Source organism: Brevibacillus parabrevis, from assembly GCF_022701015.1.
GTDB classification, from domain to species: domain Bacteria; phylum Bacillota; class Bacilli; order Brevibacillales; family Brevibacillaceae; genus Brevibacillus; species Brevibacillus parabrevis.
In genome coordinates this window covers 4,304,181-4,322,901 of the sequence record NZ_CP064090.1, presented here as the reverse complement: position 1 = coordinate 4,322,901, position 18,721 = coordinate 4,304,181, and the positions used below count along the sequence as shown (strand labels likewise).

Below are 18,721 nucleotides of genomic sequence, written 5' to 3'. Positions count from 1 at the left end.
TCAAAAAGATCGGGGATTTGGCGGCGTAGAAGTGCGGGAGCAAGCCGTCATGCGGCGGAGCCAAGGCTTTTATGCTAAAATGAAGCGACCTGATATCTTTTTTGAAAGCAGGAACCAAAACATGAGCACTACCAAGAAAGCCCCTGTACATAGTCTGATTGCCGATATTTTCAAAACGTTGGCTTTTACGTACCGGGAGATTTTCCTTTTCGAGCTGCTGTACAAGGTCATCACGATATTCATATTCATTCCGGCGATTTCGTTCGTCTTCCACAGTCTGCTTCGGTTGGGTGGATACGCTGGTGCGACGAATTACGAGCTGCTGTCTTTCGTTATGAGCAGGTACGGTTTTTTATGCATGCTGATATTAATTCCTGCCGCTACGATATTGATCTTTTTGGAATTCTCGGTGCAGATTATAATCTCGTATTATGGGCAAAAGAGACAGAGAATCGGACTGATTCCGGCATTTTTGCAATCTGTTTCGTATATCCCTTCGCTTTTCAAGTACGGTTTTGTTGGCTGGGCCGTTTACTTGCTGCTGTTTTTGCCCCTGTTGAGCGCGGGAGGAGGCTCCACCTTGCTGCCTTCCTTGCAAATTCCGAACTTTATTTCGGGAGAGCTGTTGAAAACGGGCTGGGGAACGCTGCTTTATGCAGGGGTGTTTGCCGTCCTGACCTTTTTCAATATCAGGTGGACTTTCCTGTTGCATATGATCGTCATCGAGGGAACGAGCAGCTTCCGGCAGGCCGCCAAAAGAAGCGCAGCGATCCTGAGAAAGAGCTACCTGAAAATGTTTGTGGTGCTGCTGTCCGTTTTTCTGTTGTTTATCATCGTCGTAGTCTTGATCCTGGCCGTAGTGATTTTCCTCTACGTCATGTTGCCGCAAGGGGAAGCTTTTGCCGAAACGGCGCGATCTGTCGTATCGAAGGGCGTTGTCATTGCGTTGTACCTGGCGATTTTGTTTGTATCGCCCATTTACATCACCACGCTGACCCGTATATACATGGCGAAAGCGGACCCGCGGCATGCCGTCTTGCAAATGCCGGAAGGAAGCGCCGTTGAAAACCGTTCACCCCAGAGCTATCAGCTGTTTCACAGGCATGGAAAAAAGCTGATTGCGTTCGGGTCGATCATCGCCTTCGGAACGGCAATGGTGCTGGCTCCCGCCCTCAGCGAAGTGGCCCCTGGCGAGCAAAAGTTGACGGTGATGGCCCATCGCGGCTATGTTGCGGAAGGCCCCGAGAATACGATCGAAGCGATTCAAGGCGGGATAAATGCTCGCGCGGATTATGCAGAAATAGACATCCTGGAAACGAAAGACGGGCAACTGGCTGTCATTCACGACACCAATCTGAAAAGACTGACGGGGCGCAACGCAGAAGTGTATGAGTTGACGATGGATGAGCTAAGGCAGCTTGAGGTCAAGCAAGGCACTTTCACAAGCCGGATCAGCACCCTCGAAGAAGTCATGCAGGTCGCTCGCGGAAAAATCAAGCTGAATATAGAAGTGAAAACACACGGGGAAGAACGCGACCTGGTCAACACATTTATCAAGACCATCCGCGCCAATGATTTTCAGAACGAATGCGTCGTCCAGTCGCTGGATTATGGAATCGTTCAGGAGTTAAAAGAGGCGGCTCCAGAGCTTCAGGTCGGGTTCATCATGTTCGCCGGGGTCCCTGATCTGGAACAGCTCCATGCCGATTTTGTCGTCATGGAAGAATATATGGTCAACGAATCCATCGTCGCTTCTGCCAAACAACATAACAAACCTCTCTACGTATGGACGGTGAACGACAGGGACAATATGGAGCTTTTTTTCAGTATGGGCGTGGATGGGATTATCACGGATGAGCCGGAGGAAGCGTTGTCCGTTGTGGAAGAGCTGAGAAGTGGATCTGTGGTTTCGTTCACCAATTGGCTGACTTTCCTGCGGATTTAGCGAGCAAAGGACAGTCCGCGCAGATGCAGTCTGATTTGATAACGATTATTTCCAATAATCGGATATATCTGCTTCTATGTGCCGTTCTATCTTTTGTTGTTGGACGGAGGTGGAGTTTGTAGAACTCGTAGAAAAGACGAGTGCATCTACATTGTGGCGCTTGTCCGATAATTTTCTTTGACTCGAAAACGATTTGTGTTACAATAACAAAGGCGATTGAGACGGAAACAGTCTTGATCACACCAACTTTCGCATTCTCTAACAGATTGCCTGGACGCGGTCCAGGTTTTTTTATGGGTTTTTCACAAAAATGCATCTGTACAAAATAAAAAGGGGCTGTCCCACAAGTCGATTTTCGGCTGAGGGACACCCCTTGTTTAGTGAGGGGCGTCTATTTTTTCGACAAATTTTAACACAAAATGCCAAGAAGCTTAACGATACTGGTATAAAATACCCATATAACGCAATCATTTGAGAAACAATGAGTAATTATTCCTAGTTATGTCTGCGGTTAAGGCAGAAGATGATGCAACGTAATAGCGGCTTTGCGTAAGTAAGAGATTAAGAAGTATCAGGCTTAGAAGATCAGGAGGGAAAGCGCCTTGTTAAAGACAACAAGAAGCCTGTGGAGCAAAGTTTCAATGAGCTCGAAAAAGAGCATCGTTGCAGAGACGGAAATAGTTCCTTTCTCAACACAATTGGCCAGTTCCGCTTTTGATGAAAGAATCGAAAAGTTTGTGGCGTGTACAGAGGAAATTAACGAATTTGTGTTTGCCTCTTCCTCGGAACTACTGGAGGAAATCAAGGGCGTTCGAAATGGAATCGATCAAATCTTTTTGGCTACCTCGGAGCTTGCCAAAGGAGCTGTCAATAATTGCAATTCCATTGAGCGGGCTGCTGTTTCCGGCAAGAGTATTCTGGATATTATTGAAAAGATTTCAGGCGATTTGACAACGTCTGCCATCATGGTCAGGCAAGTGAATCAAGCGATTGAGGAAGGCAACTTGATGATTGAGAAGCAAAAAGAAACCATGAGAATAAACATGATGGTCATTGAAAATCTGGTCGCTTCCATGAGTAATGTGAAGCAAAAAGCCAGTCAAATCGAAAAAATTACCAAACTAATCGATGAGATTGCTCAGCAAACCAATCTTCTCTCCATTAATGCTTCGATTGAGGCTGCACGAGTTGGGAAGAACGGGAGCGGGTTTGCTGTGGTAGCCAGTGAAATCCGCAAGCTGTCGGATGATTCTAAGAAGCAAGCGACTGGGATTAATAAGATCATTTTCGACATTAATGAAGCAATTGGCATTACGTATTCGGAGTTTGAAACCATTAATGAGATTGTACATGATCAGAATGAAGTAGTGGCTAACGTTACTGCTTCTTTTGCTACCATTGGTCACTCCGTTATTCATATCGATGAAGATATCCATAACACGATGCGCGAAATGAGAAGCTTGAATGAAAATATGCAGCATGTGCAAGCTTTATTCGAAAATATTGGGGCAGTTTCTCAGGAAACGGCTGCTTCTACGGAACAAGTGTCAAGTACCATAGCGGAGCAGTCTGGGTATATCAAAAGTGCTAGTATCAAAATTCAAGAACTGAACAATATGGCAGAAGAGATGCGCCGAGTTGTAGAAGAGTTCAAAGAAATCTAAATAGGTGAACCAGCGTTGTTCACAAACCAAGGAGGAAGAACAAATGAAAGAAGGTTCAGGGACGTATCGGATGATTGTGGACAAAGAGACTCGTATCTTTATTGCTTTTGCCGAGGGGCTTTTTGATTTGGAGCAGGGCGGGGCTTTCTGCATGGAGTTTATGAATACGGCCAATCAAATTCCGAACCAAAGCGAATACGCACTGATTGTGGATGTCAAGGACGTCAAACCATCCTCTACAGAGGTACAAACCGCTCTCGTCAACGCCTTGACTCTTTATGTGTCGGACGACTTTTCGTTCAAACATAGATTTATGACCAAATTAACCTCTGCAATCGCCCAATCTCAAATTGCGAGACTGACGAAGCAAATTCCCGATTTTGACCGTAAGCTGATGTTTGTCAATACCAGAGAAGAAGCGTTAAGTAGGCTAGCGGATATTAACAAAACTTTGTGGAGAAAGTAGACGTTGGTTTCGTGACGACTTTCGCTTCATAATCGAGAGCATAAGCGGATTGGGAGGCAACAATGGGAGATACGTACAAGTTTGAAATGATCGCCAATCTGTTCGCTTTCGTGTTTGGGAGGATTATCCATTTGTGCGGCGAACTGATCATCAATAACGATCAGGGAGGTGGAGGTTGGCTATGTTCCAAACCTTGGACCATTTTGTAAAATCGTGGGAGTACGAAGCCGCAGCAACACAAAGAGTGCTCAATCATCTGACGGATGAGTCGCTGAAACAGGAAATCACTCCGGAGAACTGGAATTTGGGACGCACGGCCTGGCATACGGTAGCGGCCATTCGCATCATTACTTCCAATACCGACTTAACATTTGAAGCTACAGAAAAAGATTGGCCTGTTCCTACTTCGGCGTCATTCATAGCAGAGCGTTACCAGCAAGCCAGTCATGCCTTTGTGCAGGCTGTACAAACGCAATGGAGCGACGATGCTTTGCAAGAACGGATAGATTTTCTCGGTCAAAAAATGCCCAATGGAGCGCTCTTGATGTTTTTGATTTTGCACCAAAGCCATCATCGCGGACAAATGACCGTTTTGATGCGACAGGCAGGTTTAACCGTTCCAGGGATTTACGGCCCGGCAAAAGAAGAATGGGCGATTTTCGGGATGGAAGCCCCGAAAATGTAACGTGAGTAAAACGGCATATAATCGCAGTAGTCTAAGACTTTATGCGCAAGGTCTTGCACTGCTGCTTTTTTATGTGTGCAGAGAGAGGTGAAAGGGTTCCAAATCGAGGTGGAGCAATCCTCTTTTCTTGAAGCCGTTTCTTGAAGCCGTGAAAAAGGTAGAGGCAACCTGTCTGCCAGCGGAAAAGTTCAAATCCACAAGCAGATTTGTCCACAGGAACTATTCTCGGAGTGAGCTTGACCATCTTGCAGAGCTGATACAGCAGCCCGCTGAGGTGAACCGTATCACAAATAGTGGTAAAGCAAAGAATGGAAGTTGAAATTATCATGGAATGTACGCTTAAAAGACAAGAGGCTGTCCCAAAAAGTCGATTTTCGGCTGAGGGACGCCCCTTATTCATTTCAAAAACGTTGATAAATCAATGTTTCCGCTTGCTTAATGTTAGCTAATCTGCCTTTTTTAAAAAGCCTCTTGCCGTTTTTTAAGTTTTATTCGGAATTAACGAGTTTACAATGAAAGACAATGTTTGCCTATATACCGCATGTGCAGACTGTACATCTCCCAAATGTCCCCCCATGTAAAGATGAATGACACCATGGAGCGAAGCCCAGAATACGCGTATAACTAATTCAGGGGCATACTGGCCAGCGATGAGACCTTGCTTTTGTGCATTGTTGATCACTGTCAATAATTGCTGCATGGCCGTTTTGGTACCATTTAGGCTTTCCTCATCCGGTTTGAAATCCGCGAATGCGCCTCCGAACATCAATTTATAATAACTTGAGTAACGCTGCCCGAACTGCCAAAAGGCTTCGCCTAAATTCTGCAAATGCTGTGCAGGATCAGCAGCTTGCGGCGTTCCGTCTAATTCGTTAGCGAGAAGTTTACAACCGTCCAGATACAACTGCTGAGCCAATCCCTCTTTATTGACAAACAAGTTATAAATGATTTTTGTCGAGCAACCCATTTGCTGCGCTACTTTACGTACCGTAACGGCTTCCGGACCTTCTTCTTGCAAGAGCATTGCAGCAGCGTCAACAACGAGCTTGCGGAGATTTTCAATATTTTGCAAGCGGGCTTCTTGGTAAGTTTTCAACACTCGTGAGTTCGCAGTGGAGGAGATATCTTGATCGCTAATAATCATCACCTTCGGTTATCAGGTTTTCGTCAGGAAACAAAGTTTCTGACGCTCTTGCAAGGAATTTTATACAGTTGTTAAGCGATTGTCAATGAGACGGCAGATGTTCAACGATATTCAAAGAGCATGTTGACTTTCTAATAAAGCACGGATACAATGAGATCGAATAGAAACACTGTTACCAAATGAAAAGATTGTTGTTGCGTCCCTTGAGCATCGGCAATAGTAACTTTTGCTCATTCGGTAACGGTGTTTCCAAAATAAAACGAAGTATCTAAAGGGAGAGTGGCGTTATGAAGATTTAAGGTAAATGGACGCGCATCATGGGAGCTTCTTCGGTATTGGAGAGCCATTCGCGAGGCAACTGGCCAAACAAGAAAAACGTTTAGCATCAAAGCCGAGGCTATAGTTATGGATCTTGCGAGAGAGGGAACCCAGCTTTAGCCGAAACTGGAGAAGCATTCACGCTCTTAGCTTGATAAAAGCAATATTTTGGAAGTCAAAATCTAAAATCACGCTTAAATGAAAAAAGGAGTCACGCTAATGCCTAATACACAAGTTCGATCCGTTACATCTGCTGGAGAAGTGAATCGCCCTAAACGCTCACGATTACGTGCGAGGATATACAGATGGGGGCTATCGCTGCTCGCAGTGCTCGTTCTAGGAATACTCGTTTTCTTGCTTGTACCTTCACCGATCCAGCCTGCAAAATGGTTAGCACCGACGGCTCCGTCTTTTGAGGAAACGGGTCCGTGGAAACAAAACAGGAAACTCAGCTCGGCTCAGCTTGTGACTGATGCTCCGCAATTCCCTGAATTTATTACATTCGATAAAGCAGGTCAGCTATATACAGGAGATTCGGATGGGAAAATTTACAAGGTTCCTTTCGATGCAGAGGGGAATCCGCAAAAAGCCCAACTTTTTGCAGACACCAAAGGAACCCCTAATGGGCTTATATTCGATGCCAAAGGCGATTTGATCGTTACTGACATCAAGAGAGGACTACTTTCCATTAATCCATCCGGGAACATAGAGGTATTGGCTGATCAAGTGGATGGTAAGCCGATCTATCTAGCTAACGAGCTTGATATTGCCAAGGACGGCTCCATTTATTTTTCGGATACTTCGAATTATGGTAGTGTAACTTTCAAAGAAATTGCCGAGAACAAGCCGCATGGTCGTTTGCTGAAGTACGATCCAAAAACCAAGCAAACGACCGTCTTGTTAGAAAACCTTTATTTTGCAAACGGAGTTGCCTTGTCTGCGGATGAAGATTTTGTGTTAGTGGCCGAATCGTATCGTTATCAATTAACCAGATACTGGATTAAAGGACCGAAGAAGGGTACATCTGATATTTTCGCAGATAATCTCGCAGGCTTTCCAGACAACATTACGCGTGATGATCAAGGTCATTTCTGGGTAGGTATTTACACGACTCGCATTTCTTTTGTAGATCAGATGCATAGCAATCCTTGGCTAGCCAGTACCATGGCCAAATTGCCGGAGTCGCTGCTTAGCGGGGCTAGCGCACCGGCAAAGCATGGGCTTGCTGTAGAGCTCAGCCCGCAGGGGGAGCTGATCGGAAGCTGGCATGATCCGGAAGGCAAACTGTATGGCGTAACTACGGCTGTAAGCCATAACGGATATTTATATATAGGAACGGCACCGGGAGGCAGCAAGGGTGTTCATCGCGTGCTTTTAACAAAATAATGTTTGGATCTTGGCACGATCCACAGCTCCCAAAAGACGGCGATTCGCACGATCACGATACTGCGCGGGCGGAAGTGAGAGCAGTGGGGCGCGCTGTGCCGTGCCGTAGCAGTATCAGTATCACCCGATTAATCCATTAAGCAAAGAAGCATCCTGTATGATTTCCAAGAGTTGGGATGTTTGACCCTGTTGCCAATCTTTTCATGTGATACAATAAGCTGAACGGGTAAGAGGAAAGCTCTACCAGATTGATTTGCAGACCATTCCGGCTGAAACGCACTGCTTTTGCGAGAAAACGAGAAACTGCGCTGGAACAACAATGGAAAGGGCGATTGGATTTGCTCGTCAGCCAATAAACGATAGAGGCAGGCTCATGGGAGAAAAGGAAGAGGCTTGAGCCTGCTCACCAACGGAGGAAAAACTTGCTAAAGTGGGATAGCGATATATGGGGAAAGCTGACAGGACCTTACAGTACCGCAGACAACGTACCTGTGTTATTACAGCAATTGATACAGGAATATGACCAGGGCATTTTTGACGAACTTTTTCAGGAACACTTGTTCCACCAAAATACGATCTATACGGCTACATATGCGGCGATGCCGTTTTTGGCACAAATAGCCTGCTCTACATCTGATGCGGAAGTGCGCAAAGAGCTGTTTATCAATTGCGGTGTCATCGAGGCAAGCCGCGATGAGCGCGACGAGGACCCATTTCCCGAATCTTGGGCGGAGTTGGCTGAAGATGCAGGCAGCTCTGTCTGTATGGAATTGTATCGTGAATATGAAGAGGCCATTGCGAAGCTCAAGGCGCTAACAAAAGAAGTATTCTCCTATGCAGCCGATTCTTCCCTGGATGAGACGGAGAAGCGTTATATTTTGGTGGCGGATGCCGCTTATCGAGGTTCGCATGCTGTTGCCAATATGTTGATGACTTTTATGAACGGCGACGAGTATGTGGCCGTGTGCCCGGCCTGCACAGAAGATGTATACATATGGCCTCAGGAAGATCATCCGGCAAAAATCCTGCAAGTGTTTCAACAAGATCCCGTCTTTCACACGGAGCAGACACCCCATGAAATCGTTCCGGCCCCGTCTTTTGCAGAGGAAGAAATTCGAACATTAGCGGAGCAGGCGGAAGCGATCGGGGAGCAAACATTGGTGAGGCAGCTGCATTATTTAGCGGGGGAAACAGTATGTCCACACTGCCGCGAGAACATTTCTGTATGGCCGTCTTTGCTTGGCACGTTTGTCGGCTAGAGCACAAGTCGTATGAACCTATTGGATTTCTAGGAGCTGTCATGTTGTGACAAGCTCCTTTTTATTTTTCGCTGGATAAGCCAGCCGAGGTGTTAAGGGGAGGCTTGACCGGAAAGGGAGTGCTTTATCCGGTCATGTATGGCCCAACGATTCTACCTTACACGCCTTATGAATATCGCCGTAATAGTCGGTGTACTCCAGCTGTGTTATTTCGCCGGACGCTGAATGATAAAACGTAAGCTGTTCATAAATGGTTTCCGTGATAAAAGTTGTCTTGGTAGAGTCATGACTGACCGGAGTAAGCTTGAATTTATATAACACGCCATACATTTTCGGAACCGTTAAATAAAGTTCCTGATTTTTCGCAGAAACTTCCAGGGATATATTGATCTTGTTTTCAATGAAATAGCTTCCCGTTAGAAAGTCCAGCTTTGTGAACTCAATACGGTCAGCGGGGGGTGGGAAAGTGACATGTTCCTCAAATATGGTTTTTGCTATTTCTCTACTTAAATGTGTGACAGGGGTAACATTTAAATTGCTCAAAAAGATGATCGTAACTTGATTCTCCAAAAATCTGAGGAAATCACTAAAGAATCCGCTAATATCTCCAAAGTGGTGCATACATTTTCTACCGAATAATTCAGTGATCATCCAACCACAAGCATAGGAGCCGAGATTCGGAGTAAACATTTTCTCCGATAGTTCTTGGTTAAGAAGCTTCGCTGATTGTAAGGCTTGATCCCAAATAAGCAAATCTTCCGTAGTAGAGTACATGCCATATGCTCCTAACGGAAAAGACATATCTGGATGGGCGGGATGAATCGGTTCTTCCCAAAATGAATATCCGGAAGCCAAACCAGGTATAACTTTTACGCCATCATCACATCCCGTATGATACATACCCAACGGAAGACAAATATGCTGCTGTAAATATTCAGCATAGGACATGCCTGAAACAGCTTCAATGATGGCAGTCAATAACGCATAGCCAGAGTTTGAGTAACCGTAGTTACTTCCAGGCTCAAAGTCCAAATCTTGCTCTTTAAATGAATCGATAAGTTGATGCAACGAGGAGGGAAGTCTCATGGTACGCAACCAAAAGTCTGGATGACTTGTATAATTGGGAATGCCAGATGTATTTGTTAAGCAATGATAAATCGTGACGCCGTTCCTATTGGGATAATAGGGGAGATACTTGCTGACATAATCCGTTATGTTCAATTTTTGTTTCTCGTGTAATTGAAAAATGCACATAGCTGTAAAAGCCTTCGTAATGGAACCGATGCGAAATTTCGTGTTAGGCGTATTCGGTACCTGATGTTCCCGATTCGCCATACCAAATCCTTTGTTTAGGAGAATTTTTCCATTGGAAGCAACCAATATTGACCCGTTCAGGTAACCATTTCTCTCGTATGACTCGAACCAATGATGAATCCGTTCCTCTACTGTCATGAGTTTCCCCCTGCCTATGAAGTTACACAACGCAACATGCTAACTATCAACATGATAACAAATAACTTAGGAATTAGGAATTTTCTGGTGGAAGGTCGGATAACTCATTCCGCAATCAGAATCAAGCAACCAAAACAGCCGTTTCGCCATTCACGCGCGTCGAAACGGCCATTTTTTTGCCTGTTGCTGAAAAAATTTGTTATAATGCCGAAATTAAGTCGGAAAATGAATGTGATTCTATCGTAAGGATGATCTGCGGATGAAAATTTTAGTAGTCGAAGATGACAAAACGATCGCGTCCGGTCTGGAATATTCGCTGCAACAAGATCGTTTTTCCACCGTGCTTTGCCATGATGTCGCCTCAGCGAAAAAGGTGCTCGCCGAAGACATCGATCAATTTGCTTTATGCTTGTTTGATTTATCGCTTCCGGACGGAAATGGCTATGAACTGTGCAAAATGGTGAAAGACCGCCGAGACATCCCGGTTATCTTTTTGACGGTGATCGACGATGAAGTCAATGTCGTGATGGGGCTTGACATGGGGGCCGACGATTATATTACCAAACCTTTTCGGATTCGCGAGCTTCTCTCCCGAATCAAGTCTGTCTTGCGCAGATACCAGAAGCTGTCTCAAACGAAAACGATCATAGACATCGACCATGTCCGCATCAATACGTTGGAGGGCAAAGTGCATAAAAACGGCACTGAAATTCCGTTGACCGCCTTGGAGTATCGCTTGTTGCTAATTTTTGGAAACCATATTGGACAAGTGCTCACAAGAAATCAGTTGTTGGAGCAAATCTGGGACGTGGCTGGCGACTTCGTGAACGATAATACGTTAACCGTTTATATCAAAAGGCTGCGGGAAAAGCTGGAGGATGATCCGCAACATCCGACATTGATCAAAACGGTCCGCGGTTTCGGCTATAAGGTTGGTGAGTAGATGCTGCGAAATCGGGAAATTCAAATGTTATTGTTCGTCATGGGCTTGATCAGTGTAACGGCGCTCGTTGCCGCCGCTTTTATTTCGCCTGTCGCCGCAGCGCTCGTGTTCATTTTATCGATTTTGCTCATGGGCAGCAGTTTGTTATTTACCAGATGGAGATATCGCGAGCTTGACAAGCTGTCCGTCTATTTGCGGGAAATTAGCAACGGCAATGACTCCCTTGACGTTCGCGATAATCAAGAAGGCGAGCTGAGCATTTTAAAAAACAATATATACAAAGTGACGCTCATGCTCTCGGAGCACCGCTCGCTTTTGCAACGGGATAAAAGGCAACTGACGGATGCGATTTCCGATATTTCGCATCAGCTCAAAACGCCGCTCACCTCTATGACGGTCATGGCGGATTTAGTAAGCGACCCCGACCTCCCTCCGGCCAAAAGAACGGAGTTCACCCACAATATTCGCATCCAGCTGGAACGCATCGATTGGCTTGTTTCTTCCTTATTAAAGCTGTCGAAAATCGACGCGAAGACGGTCCCATTCAAAAAAGATCGAATCCCGGTGAACAGCCTGATCGAAAAGGCGCTGGAGCCGGTGATGATTCCGCTGGACATCAAGCGACAAACGGTTTCCATCGCAGGCGATGCCGACGTCTCTTTTGTCGGCGATTTCAATTGGACAGCCGAAGCAATCATCAACATTTTGAAAAATGCTGTGGAGCACACGCATGAAGGCGGAGCAATCGCGATCACCTTTTTTGAAAACGCGTTGTTTACCGAAATAATCATTGCCGACAACGGAAAAGGCATTCCGAAAGAAGATTTGCCGTATATTTTTAAACGTTTTTACAAAGGCAAGAACGCCAGTGAAGGGAGCATCGGCATCGGGCTTGCGATGGCGCATAGCATCGTTGCCAGCCAGAACGGCGTGATCGATGTGACGAGCAGCAGCGAGAAGGGGACCGAGTTTCGGATTAAATTTTATAAGCAAGTGATTTAGCGGCAGTCCGTAAGTGACTAAATTGTCACCTTCATCGTCACTTGAAAGTCATTTTAGCCCATTAAAATGATAGCCATCAGCACAGCTATGGAGGTTTGACAATGGAAATTTTAAAGATTGAGCATTTGTCCAAAACATACGGCAAAGGCGAGTCGGCGGTGAAGGCGCTTGACGATGTTTCTTTTTCGGTCCAAAAAGGCGAATTTGTCGCGATTATCGGCCCGTCCGGCTCGGGAAAATCAACGCTTCTGCATATGCTGGGCGGCGTAGATCGGCCGACTGGCGGCAACGTTTTTGTGGAAGAGACGGACATGTATGCCTTGAACGAAACGCAGCTCGCCATCTTTCGGCGCAGACAAATCGGTCTGATCTACCAGTTTTTCAATCTGATTCCCGTCCTGACGGTGGAAGAGAACATGACGCTGCCGCTCTTGCTGGATCAACAAAAGGTAGATAAAAAGCAGCTGGACAGTCTTGTGAATACGTTGAATTTGCAGCATCGCTTAAACCACTTGCCCAATCAATTATCCGGCGGGCAGCAACAGCGGGTTTCGATCGGCCGCGCGCTGATCAGCAATCCTGCGATCATGCTGGCAGACGAACCGACCGGGAATCTGGACAGCAAAAACAGCAGCGAGATCGTCGACTTGTTAAAAATGTTGAATAAAACTTATCATCAGACGCTGATCGTCATCACGCACGACGAACGCATCGCCTTGCAAGCCGACAGGATCATTTCGATTGAAGACGGAAGGATTGCCAAAGACGAGGTGATCCGGCGATGAACATTGTCCATACGCTAACCATCCGGCATTTGCAGCAAAACAAGAGACGAACGCTCGTAACGATCATCGGCGTCATCATTTCCGTCGCGATGGTGACCGCTGTTGCTACGCTCGTTTTTTCCTTTGCGGATTTAATGATCAGGCAAGCCATCGCAGATAATGGGGAGTGGCACGTCCAATATCAAGATGTAAACAAAGAACAGCTTGCGGCGATCCGCGACGATGAGGCAACCAAAACCGTTGCGATCACACGAGATCTCGGCTATTCCCGATTGGCAGGGAGCCAAAATGCAAACAAGCCGTACTTGTTCATCAAGCAATATGATGCGCAAGGCTTCGCGCAATTTCCGGTTGAATTGAGCAAGGGACGTCTTCCGCAAACCGACAAGGAAGTCGTTATTTCCGAAGCCGTTGCCACGAACGCCAAAGTGAAGTACGAAATCGGCGATCGTCTCACCCTTCACGTCGGCGATCATCCCCTGGATCAAACCGAACCGCTGCGCAGGGCAGAAAACCAGTTGACCGAAACGTTGCAGCATCTAAAGACGAGAGAGTACACGGTGGTAGGCTTCATCAAGCGTCCACAATGGGAAACGGCGTGGGCACCGGGGTATACGGTCATTAGCTATGTCGATGAAACCATCATGGGGGCAAACGATCGGGTTAATGCAGCGGTAGCTTTGCAGAAAGTCAATCCGACCTTGTTCGCTCATGCGGAAAATTTGGCTGAGAGCAACCAGATCGAAACCGTTCACTATAATAACGACTTGCTTCATTATTACGGCTTGTCCAAAAGCGAAGCGTCGTACAGCATGATGTTTTCATTAACGGCGATTCTGATGGCGGTCATTATGATCGGCTCGGTGTCGCTCATCTACAATGCTTTTGCCATATCCGTCTCGGAACGTTCCCGCCATTTAGGGATGCTTGCGAGCGTGGGGGCTACGAAAAGGCAGAAGAGAAATTCAGTGCTTTTTGAAGGTGTCGTTATTGGCTTGATCAGCATTCCCGTTGGCATCCTGTGCGGTCTTGCCGGGATCGGGATTACGATTTGGTTCATAAACTCCATGATTCAAGGGGCATTATGGACGGCGGAAAAGCTGACGCTCGTCGTCACACCGTTATCGATCCTGATTACCTGTGTTGTTTCGATGTTGACGATTTTCATTTCGACGTATCTCCCGGCTGTCAAAGCATCCAAGATTTCCGCCATGGACGCGATTCGCCAAACTACCGATGTAAAGCTTACGGCCAAAGCGGTGAAAACGTCAAAGCTCGTTCGCAAGCTGTTTGGCATCGAAGCGGAGATCGGCTTGAAAAACTTGAAAAGGAACAAACGGAGATACCATGCCATCGTTTTTTCGCTCGTCATCAGCATCGTTTTGTTTTTATCGGTATCGTTTTTTACCGCCAGTCTGAAGCAATCCATCGAACTGTCGCAGGAAGGCGTCAATTACGATATGGAAGTATCGTACGGCGATGGAAAAAGAATCGACGACAGGCTGGTTCAATCGATTGCCTCCCTTGATAACGTAACGGAGTACAACGTGATTCACGCGTTGTACCGAAACGCTTGGGTCGACGAAGCGCTCATCGCCGATGAATTGCGAGAGAAGGTTAAGCAGGATAGGAGTTTGCTCCGGAACGGAAAATATGCTTACGATATAATAATTCACGCCTTAGACGATTCGAGTCTGCAAGCTTATGCCAAAGCGGTCGGCGCAGATTACGAACAGCTTACGAATCCGGATCAGCCTGCCGCGATTGTGCTGGATACGATTCATTACAAAGAGATGGCTACGGGGAAATATGTCCAAGCGAAGGCGATCTATACACAAGTCGGTGAAAGTATCGAGTTTGCGAAAAGCGATAAAGAAACGGGAGAAAAAACGAAGGGAAACAAAGTGACCGTTGCTGCGTTGACGGATCAAGCTCCTATGGGGATGAACACGCCAGAAATAGGCTGGTTAAACATCGTCGTTTCGGAACGCGTCATGAATGGACTCGCTGATGCCGAGGAGCTGGCTCACGTTCAGACCTTTCTCCATTTGAAAAGTACGGAACCGTTGAAAACGCAGCAAGAAATCGAAGAGCTGCATGAGACAAATCTGCACGTCTACAATTTGTATCAATCCAGAAAAAGCAAAGAACAACGGATTTTGTTGATGTCCGTCTTTTCCTATGGCTTTATCGTATTAATTTCAGCGATTTCCATTGCGAACATTTTTAACACGATCTCGACGGGTGTAGCCCTTCGCAAGCGAGAATTTGCGATGCTGAAATCTGTTGGAATGACGCCAAAAGGCTTTGCGAAGATGCTGAACTACGAAAGTATTTTTTACGGGGTCAAGGCGCTGCTGTTTGGGCTTCCCATCAGCTTCGTCGTGATGTATCTGATCTATCGAGCATTGGCGAACAAATTCAGCTATGGATTCGCCTTGCCCTGGATGAGTATTCTGTCTGTCATTGCCGCCGTATTTGTCATCGTCGGCTCCGCCATGCTGTATGCCGGCGCGAAAGTAAAAGGAGAAAACATTATCGATGCGTTGAAGCAAGAGCATGCATGATAGGCAATCGTCTTTGGAGGAGCAAACCATGACTACCCAGCAGCGCAAGATCATTCTTGCCATAACGATACTTTATACCATGGTGATTCTGTATTTTATCTTTCTCGCTTTCGGCAGGTTAGATACGATCGGGCAAATGACCGACTACACCTTTCTTTTTGTACCGGACAGTTTTTTCAAGCTGCCAAGTATAGCAGATTTGCTTCATCCTACACTGATGGATTTTGTGGATTTTGGCAACATTGCCGCTTTCATCCCTTTTGGCGTGTTGATTCCGTTGCTATACCGGACCAGCTTTGTTCGATTCATCGCATGGTTTTTGCTGTCCATTCTTGTGCTGGAAACCATTCAGGCGCTCACTTTGCTCGGCAGCTTCGATGTGAACGACGTCATTCAAAACTCATCAGGGGCAGCAATCGGATTCGGGGCGTACAAACTTGGCATACGGACCAAAAACGTCTGGAGAAATATAGCTGCGACAGGCATTTCTATTGCCGTCCTGATGATCGGGGTGTGGGGATTTTGCGCGATTGTTGACAAAGTGTTCACCAAAGAAGCAGGACCTTTTGTGGCGTTACATGAACTGACAGATAGCACCGGAAATCCAGCAACGGGAAGCAAACCATACAGCTTTAAAATCGGCGGTCAACAGGTAGAACCCACATACAATGTGTACAGCGCCGAAGGCAAAAACAGGGAAACGTACACGTATACGTTGGGCAACAAGGAGCTTTTTCTCTCCTTGTATTATGGGATTCCCGACCAAAAGGATTTTATTGGAAGCATAAGGGTTGCCGTCGATGGACATGAGTTTCTGTTCGCGGCTGCAGAAGACCAACTCCATGAGCCGGGAGTGTTTGAAATTTTCCTCGAACAAGCAAATGAGCTGACGATCACCATTGAGGGAAATGAACAATTATGGGATGTGGGATTTAGAGAGATGAAATATTTCTGGAATTGAGCCAGGCATTACGCAACGGGGAAACTATTTCCTTGGCCAATTCCTCACGACAGCGGCAGTCCAGGACTTCGTTTCAGGTCTTGGCTTGCCGCTGTTTCTTTTATGGAAACCAGCAACAGACAAATTTGTATAAACGCCACTGTCGAGAAAGTGCATTGAGAGAATGGGGGGAATGGGATACAATGCTTGTGAATTAGTGATAATGAGAATCATTTATATTGTAGGAGTGGTTGATGTGAAGCGGTTGAGTTCCAGAAAAACGGGTCTGCTGGCGTTCGCATTGTCAACGGCGATTGCGCTGACAGGCTGCGCGGCAAAAGAAGGGGCGAGCGGACAGGCAGTGCAAAGCGACTCGTTGCCGCAGCTTGACGCCGATCATCTGATTATTTTGCCGTCGAATGGAACGTGGGCAGAGGCGGGCAACGAGCAGGCATTGCAGGAGCTGTTGAAAAATCCGGTCTGGCAGACGGTCCCTGCGGTGAAAAAAGGCAACGTCTATCCGGTGGAGCGTTCTTACTGGCAGACGGGCGCGATTATGGCGAACCACAAAAAAATGGACGAGCTGCTGAAGCTGTTTGCCAACTAAAACAATAGCGCGATTGACGCAGAAGAAAGTTTTTCAACATAGGTTGAAGAGCTTTCTTTTTTTCGCTACAATCGGAGTTGATGATAATGAATTTCATTTTCAAAAAGTGAAAAAGCTCATGGTAGATACCTCGCAATCAGTCATGCTGCCTGCCGTCACGTATGTGCTGACAGCGATACAGAAGGAAGTTTTGTCCCAGCCGCGTACAGACAGCCATGAATCCCTGGAAAATGGTGCCCTGCTGATTGTCGTGGACGGGGCAGGGGAGACTTACATGGGATGGGCAGACGCATGAGCTGCGGCCAGAACGGTGGCTTTTTTATGCAACCAGGGGGAACTGCCCGGCTGGAAGCAAGCAAGCGGGGCATGACGTATTACTGGCTCGCTTTTTCGATGCACAGGCAGAAGCCGAACAGCGCCGATGATCCAGGCGAAGAAGGGGAGCCGTACAAGCACTTTCCTTGCTGGGGAGCGGTGCAAGGTGTTCCGTTTTCGCTCTGTCTGGAATGGCTGGATGAAATGATGCGCTGCCGTTTCGCGCAGGAGGAGACAGCGGCGTTTGCCTGTCCGGTTCGGTTTCAACAGTTGCTTTTGTTACTGTTCCAAAACAAGCGGCTGTCTGCCGATTCCGCAAGCGTGCCCGACAAGCGCGAAGCCGTGGAGCGCTCGATCCAGCACATGCTTCATTATTGCCAGGAGATGTTGACCGTAGAAGAGTTGGCGCGTATCGCCCAGGTAGATCGTTGGCGGTTTACACGATTGTTTAAACAGGCGACAGGGCAGCTGCCGCTCGATTTTTTGAACGATGTGCGGATTGAGCGCACGAAAAAAATGCTGGTGCAAACCGACGACCGTTTGCAAGATATCGCTGCGCATGTGGGGTTCAACAACGAATATTACTTGTACGAGCAGTGCCGACGCATCTCCCACACGTGCGTGTTGCCGCAATCAAGCGAGAATTGGCGCTTTTTGCTGCGCAAAGTAGCCGATTACTTCGGGCGGACAGAGCAGGCGGAGGAACAGATTGCTGCCTATGAAGCAAAAGCCCAGCGCGCGCGCCGTGATTTGCAAGGCATCGCGGACAAGCAGTCGGTTGCTTGCCTGCGCATTTCCGCCGACCATATTTTTCTGTACGCAAATGCAGAAAAAGGGTTCAGCGGCTCTGTATTGTATCGTGATTTGGGGTTGCATCCGTATCGGCAATACCCTGGTTTTACCGAGACGGAGCATGCACCGATGGTCAGCCTGACCAGGGAGCAATTAGCGCATCTGCAAGCTGACCATCTGTTTGTGACCTTTGACAAGTGGCATACGCAAGCGCCCGGAGCGGAGCGTGACATACTCGCTGATCCTGTGTGGAGCGCACTTCCAGCCGTTCGCAACCAGCACGTTTACGAGGTCGACTTTTTGCCGTGGATGAACGACGGAATGATTGCCAACACCAAGAAGCTGGAGCAGGTCGTCCAGGCATTGGGCTGAGCGATCATTCCCGTTTGTGCAAAAGAAAAGCCACATAGCCAGGACAGACCGCCCGGATGGGAGCGGTCTTCCTTTTTCT

At 47.0% G+C, this 18,721-nt stretch carries 16 protein-coding genes; 14 read left to right on the top strand and 2 right to left on the bottom strand.

From position 1 onward, the window contains the following. Positions 1–121: 121 nt before the first annotated feature. The 4 genes from IRJ17_RS19560 to IRJ17_RS19545 all read left to right on the top strand — a co-directional run bounded on the left by IRJ17_RS19560 (position 122) and on the right by IRJ17_RS19545 (position 4,760). Positions 122–1,945 carry a glycerophosphoryl diester phosphodiesterase membrane domain-containing protein gene (locus IRJ17_RS19560; RefSeq protein ID WP_173595874.1) on the top strand — a complete coding sequence of 608 codons (1,824 nt, stop codon included), beginning with the start codon at positions 122–124 and terminating at the stop codon, positions 1,943–1,945. A 602-nt stretch (positions 1,946–2,547) separates the two neighbouring features. Continuing rightward, positions 2,548–3,609 (top strand): methyl-accepting chemotaxis protein, encoded by a 1,062-nt coding sequence (locus tag IRJ17_RS19555; protein WP_122963449.1) that lies wholly within the window; start codon positions 2,548–2,550, stop codon positions 3,607–3,609. Between the two features lie 43 nt (positions 3,610–3,652). After that, positions 3,653–4,075, top strand: a complete 423-nt coding sequence (locus tag IRJ17_RS19550) for a hypothetical protein (RefSeq protein WP_063227061.1) — start codon at positions 3,653–3,655, stop codon at positions 4,073–4,075. Positions 4,076–4,256: 181 nt separating this feature from the next. Then, complete coding sequence (locus tag IRJ17_RS19545) at positions 4,257–4,760, top strand: DinB family protein (protein ID WP_063227062.1); 504 nt, start codon at positions 4,257–4,259, stop codon at positions 4,758–4,760. 481 nt (positions 4,761–5,241) lie between these two features. Here IRJ17_RS19545 and IRJ17_RS19540 read toward each other — a convergent pair whose 3' ends face one another. Continuing rightward, positions 5,242–5,898, bottom strand: a complete 657-nt coding sequence (locus IRJ17_RS19540) for a TetR/AcrR family transcriptional regulator (protein WP_122963650.1) — start codon at positions 5,896–5,898, stop codon at positions 5,242–5,244. A gap of 543 nt (positions 5,899–6,441) precedes the next feature. On the opposite strand from IRJ17_RS19540, the gene IRJ17_RS19535 reads away from it, so the two are divergent. Both IRJ17_RS19535 and IRJ17_RS19530 read left to right on the top strand, forming a co-directional pair. After that, positions 6,442–7,608 (top strand): SMP-30/gluconolactonase/LRE family protein, encoded by a 1,167-nt coding sequence (locus tag IRJ17_RS19535; protein ID WP_063227063.1) that lies wholly within the window; start codon positions 6,442–6,444, stop codon positions 7,606–7,608. Between the two features lie 422 nt (positions 7,609–8,030). Then, complete coding sequence (locus tag IRJ17_RS19530) at positions 8,031–8,867, top strand: hypothetical protein (protein ID WP_063227064.1); 837 nt, start codon at positions 8,031–8,033, stop codon at positions 8,865–8,867. Positions 8,868–8,999: 132 nt separating this feature from the next. On the opposite strand, the gene IRJ17_RS19525 is transcribed toward IRJ17_RS19530, so the two are convergent. Further along, positions 9,000–10,319 carry a serine hydrolase domain-containing protein gene (locus IRJ17_RS19525; RefSeq protein WP_122963448.1) on the bottom strand — a complete coding sequence of 440 codons (1,320 nt, stop codon included), beginning with the start codon at positions 10,317–10,319 and terminating at the stop codon, positions 9,000–9,002. Between the two features lie 259 nt (positions 10,320–10,578). Here IRJ17_RS19525 and IRJ17_RS19520 point away from each other — a divergent pair, with 259 nt between their 5' ends. The 8 genes from IRJ17_RS19520 (at position 10,579) to IRJ17_RS19485 (ending at position 18,642) form a co-directional block, all read left to right on the top strand. Next, positions 10,579–11,262: a response regulator transcription factor gene (locus tag IRJ17_RS19520; RefSeq protein WP_217021801.1), complete on the top strand. Its 684-nt coding sequence runs from the start codon at positions 10,579–10,581 to the stop codon at positions 11,260–11,262. After that, positions 11,263–12,264, top strand: coding sequence for a sensor histidine kinase (locus tag IRJ17_RS19515; RefSeq protein WP_242771638.1), 1,002 nt, complete (start codon positions 11,263–11,265; stop codon positions 12,262–12,264). A gap of 101 nt (positions 12,265–12,365) precedes the next feature. Then, a complete protein-coding gene (locus tag IRJ17_RS19510) occupies positions 12,366–13,049 on the top strand; it encodes an ABC transporter ATP-binding protein (RefSeq protein ID WP_122963445.1) in 684 nt (227 codons plus the stop codon). Beyond that, on the top strand, positions 13,046–15,616 hold the full coding sequence (locus tag IRJ17_RS19505) for an ABC transporter permease (RefSeq protein ID WP_242771635.1): 2,571 nt from the start codon (positions 13,046–13,048) through the stop codon (positions 15,614–15,616). Before IRJ17_RS19510 ends, IRJ17_RS19505 begins: the two co-directional genes overlap by 4 nt. A gap of 28 nt (positions 15,617–15,644) precedes the next feature. Then, complete coding sequence (locus IRJ17_RS19500; protein WP_242775303.1) at positions 15,645–16,577, top strand: VanZ family protein; 933 nt, start codon at positions 15,645–15,647, stop codon at positions 16,575–16,577. Positions 16,578–16,812: 235 nt separating this feature from the next. Continuing rightward, a complete protein-coding gene (locus IRJ17_RS19495; RefSeq protein ID WP_242771633.1) occupies positions 16,813–17,163 on the top strand; it encodes a TroA family protein in 351 nt (116 codons plus the stop codon). Between the two features lie 118 nt (positions 17,164–17,281). Next, positions 17,282–17,458, top strand: coding sequence for a hypothetical protein (locus IRJ17_RS19490; RefSeq protein WP_242771631.1), 177 nt, complete (start codon positions 17,282–17,284; stop codon positions 17,456–17,458). Then, the gene (locus tag IRJ17_RS19485; RefSeq protein WP_242771629.1) at positions 17,443–18,642 is read left to right on the top strand and encodes a helix-turn-helix domain-containing protein; all 1,200 of its coding nucleotides are present in this window, start codon (positions 17,443–17,445) and stop codon (positions 18,640–18,642) included. The genes IRJ17_RS19490 and IRJ17_RS19485 overlap by 16 nt, the downstream gene beginning before the upstream one ends. Positions 18,643–18,721: the final 79 nt, after the last annotated feature.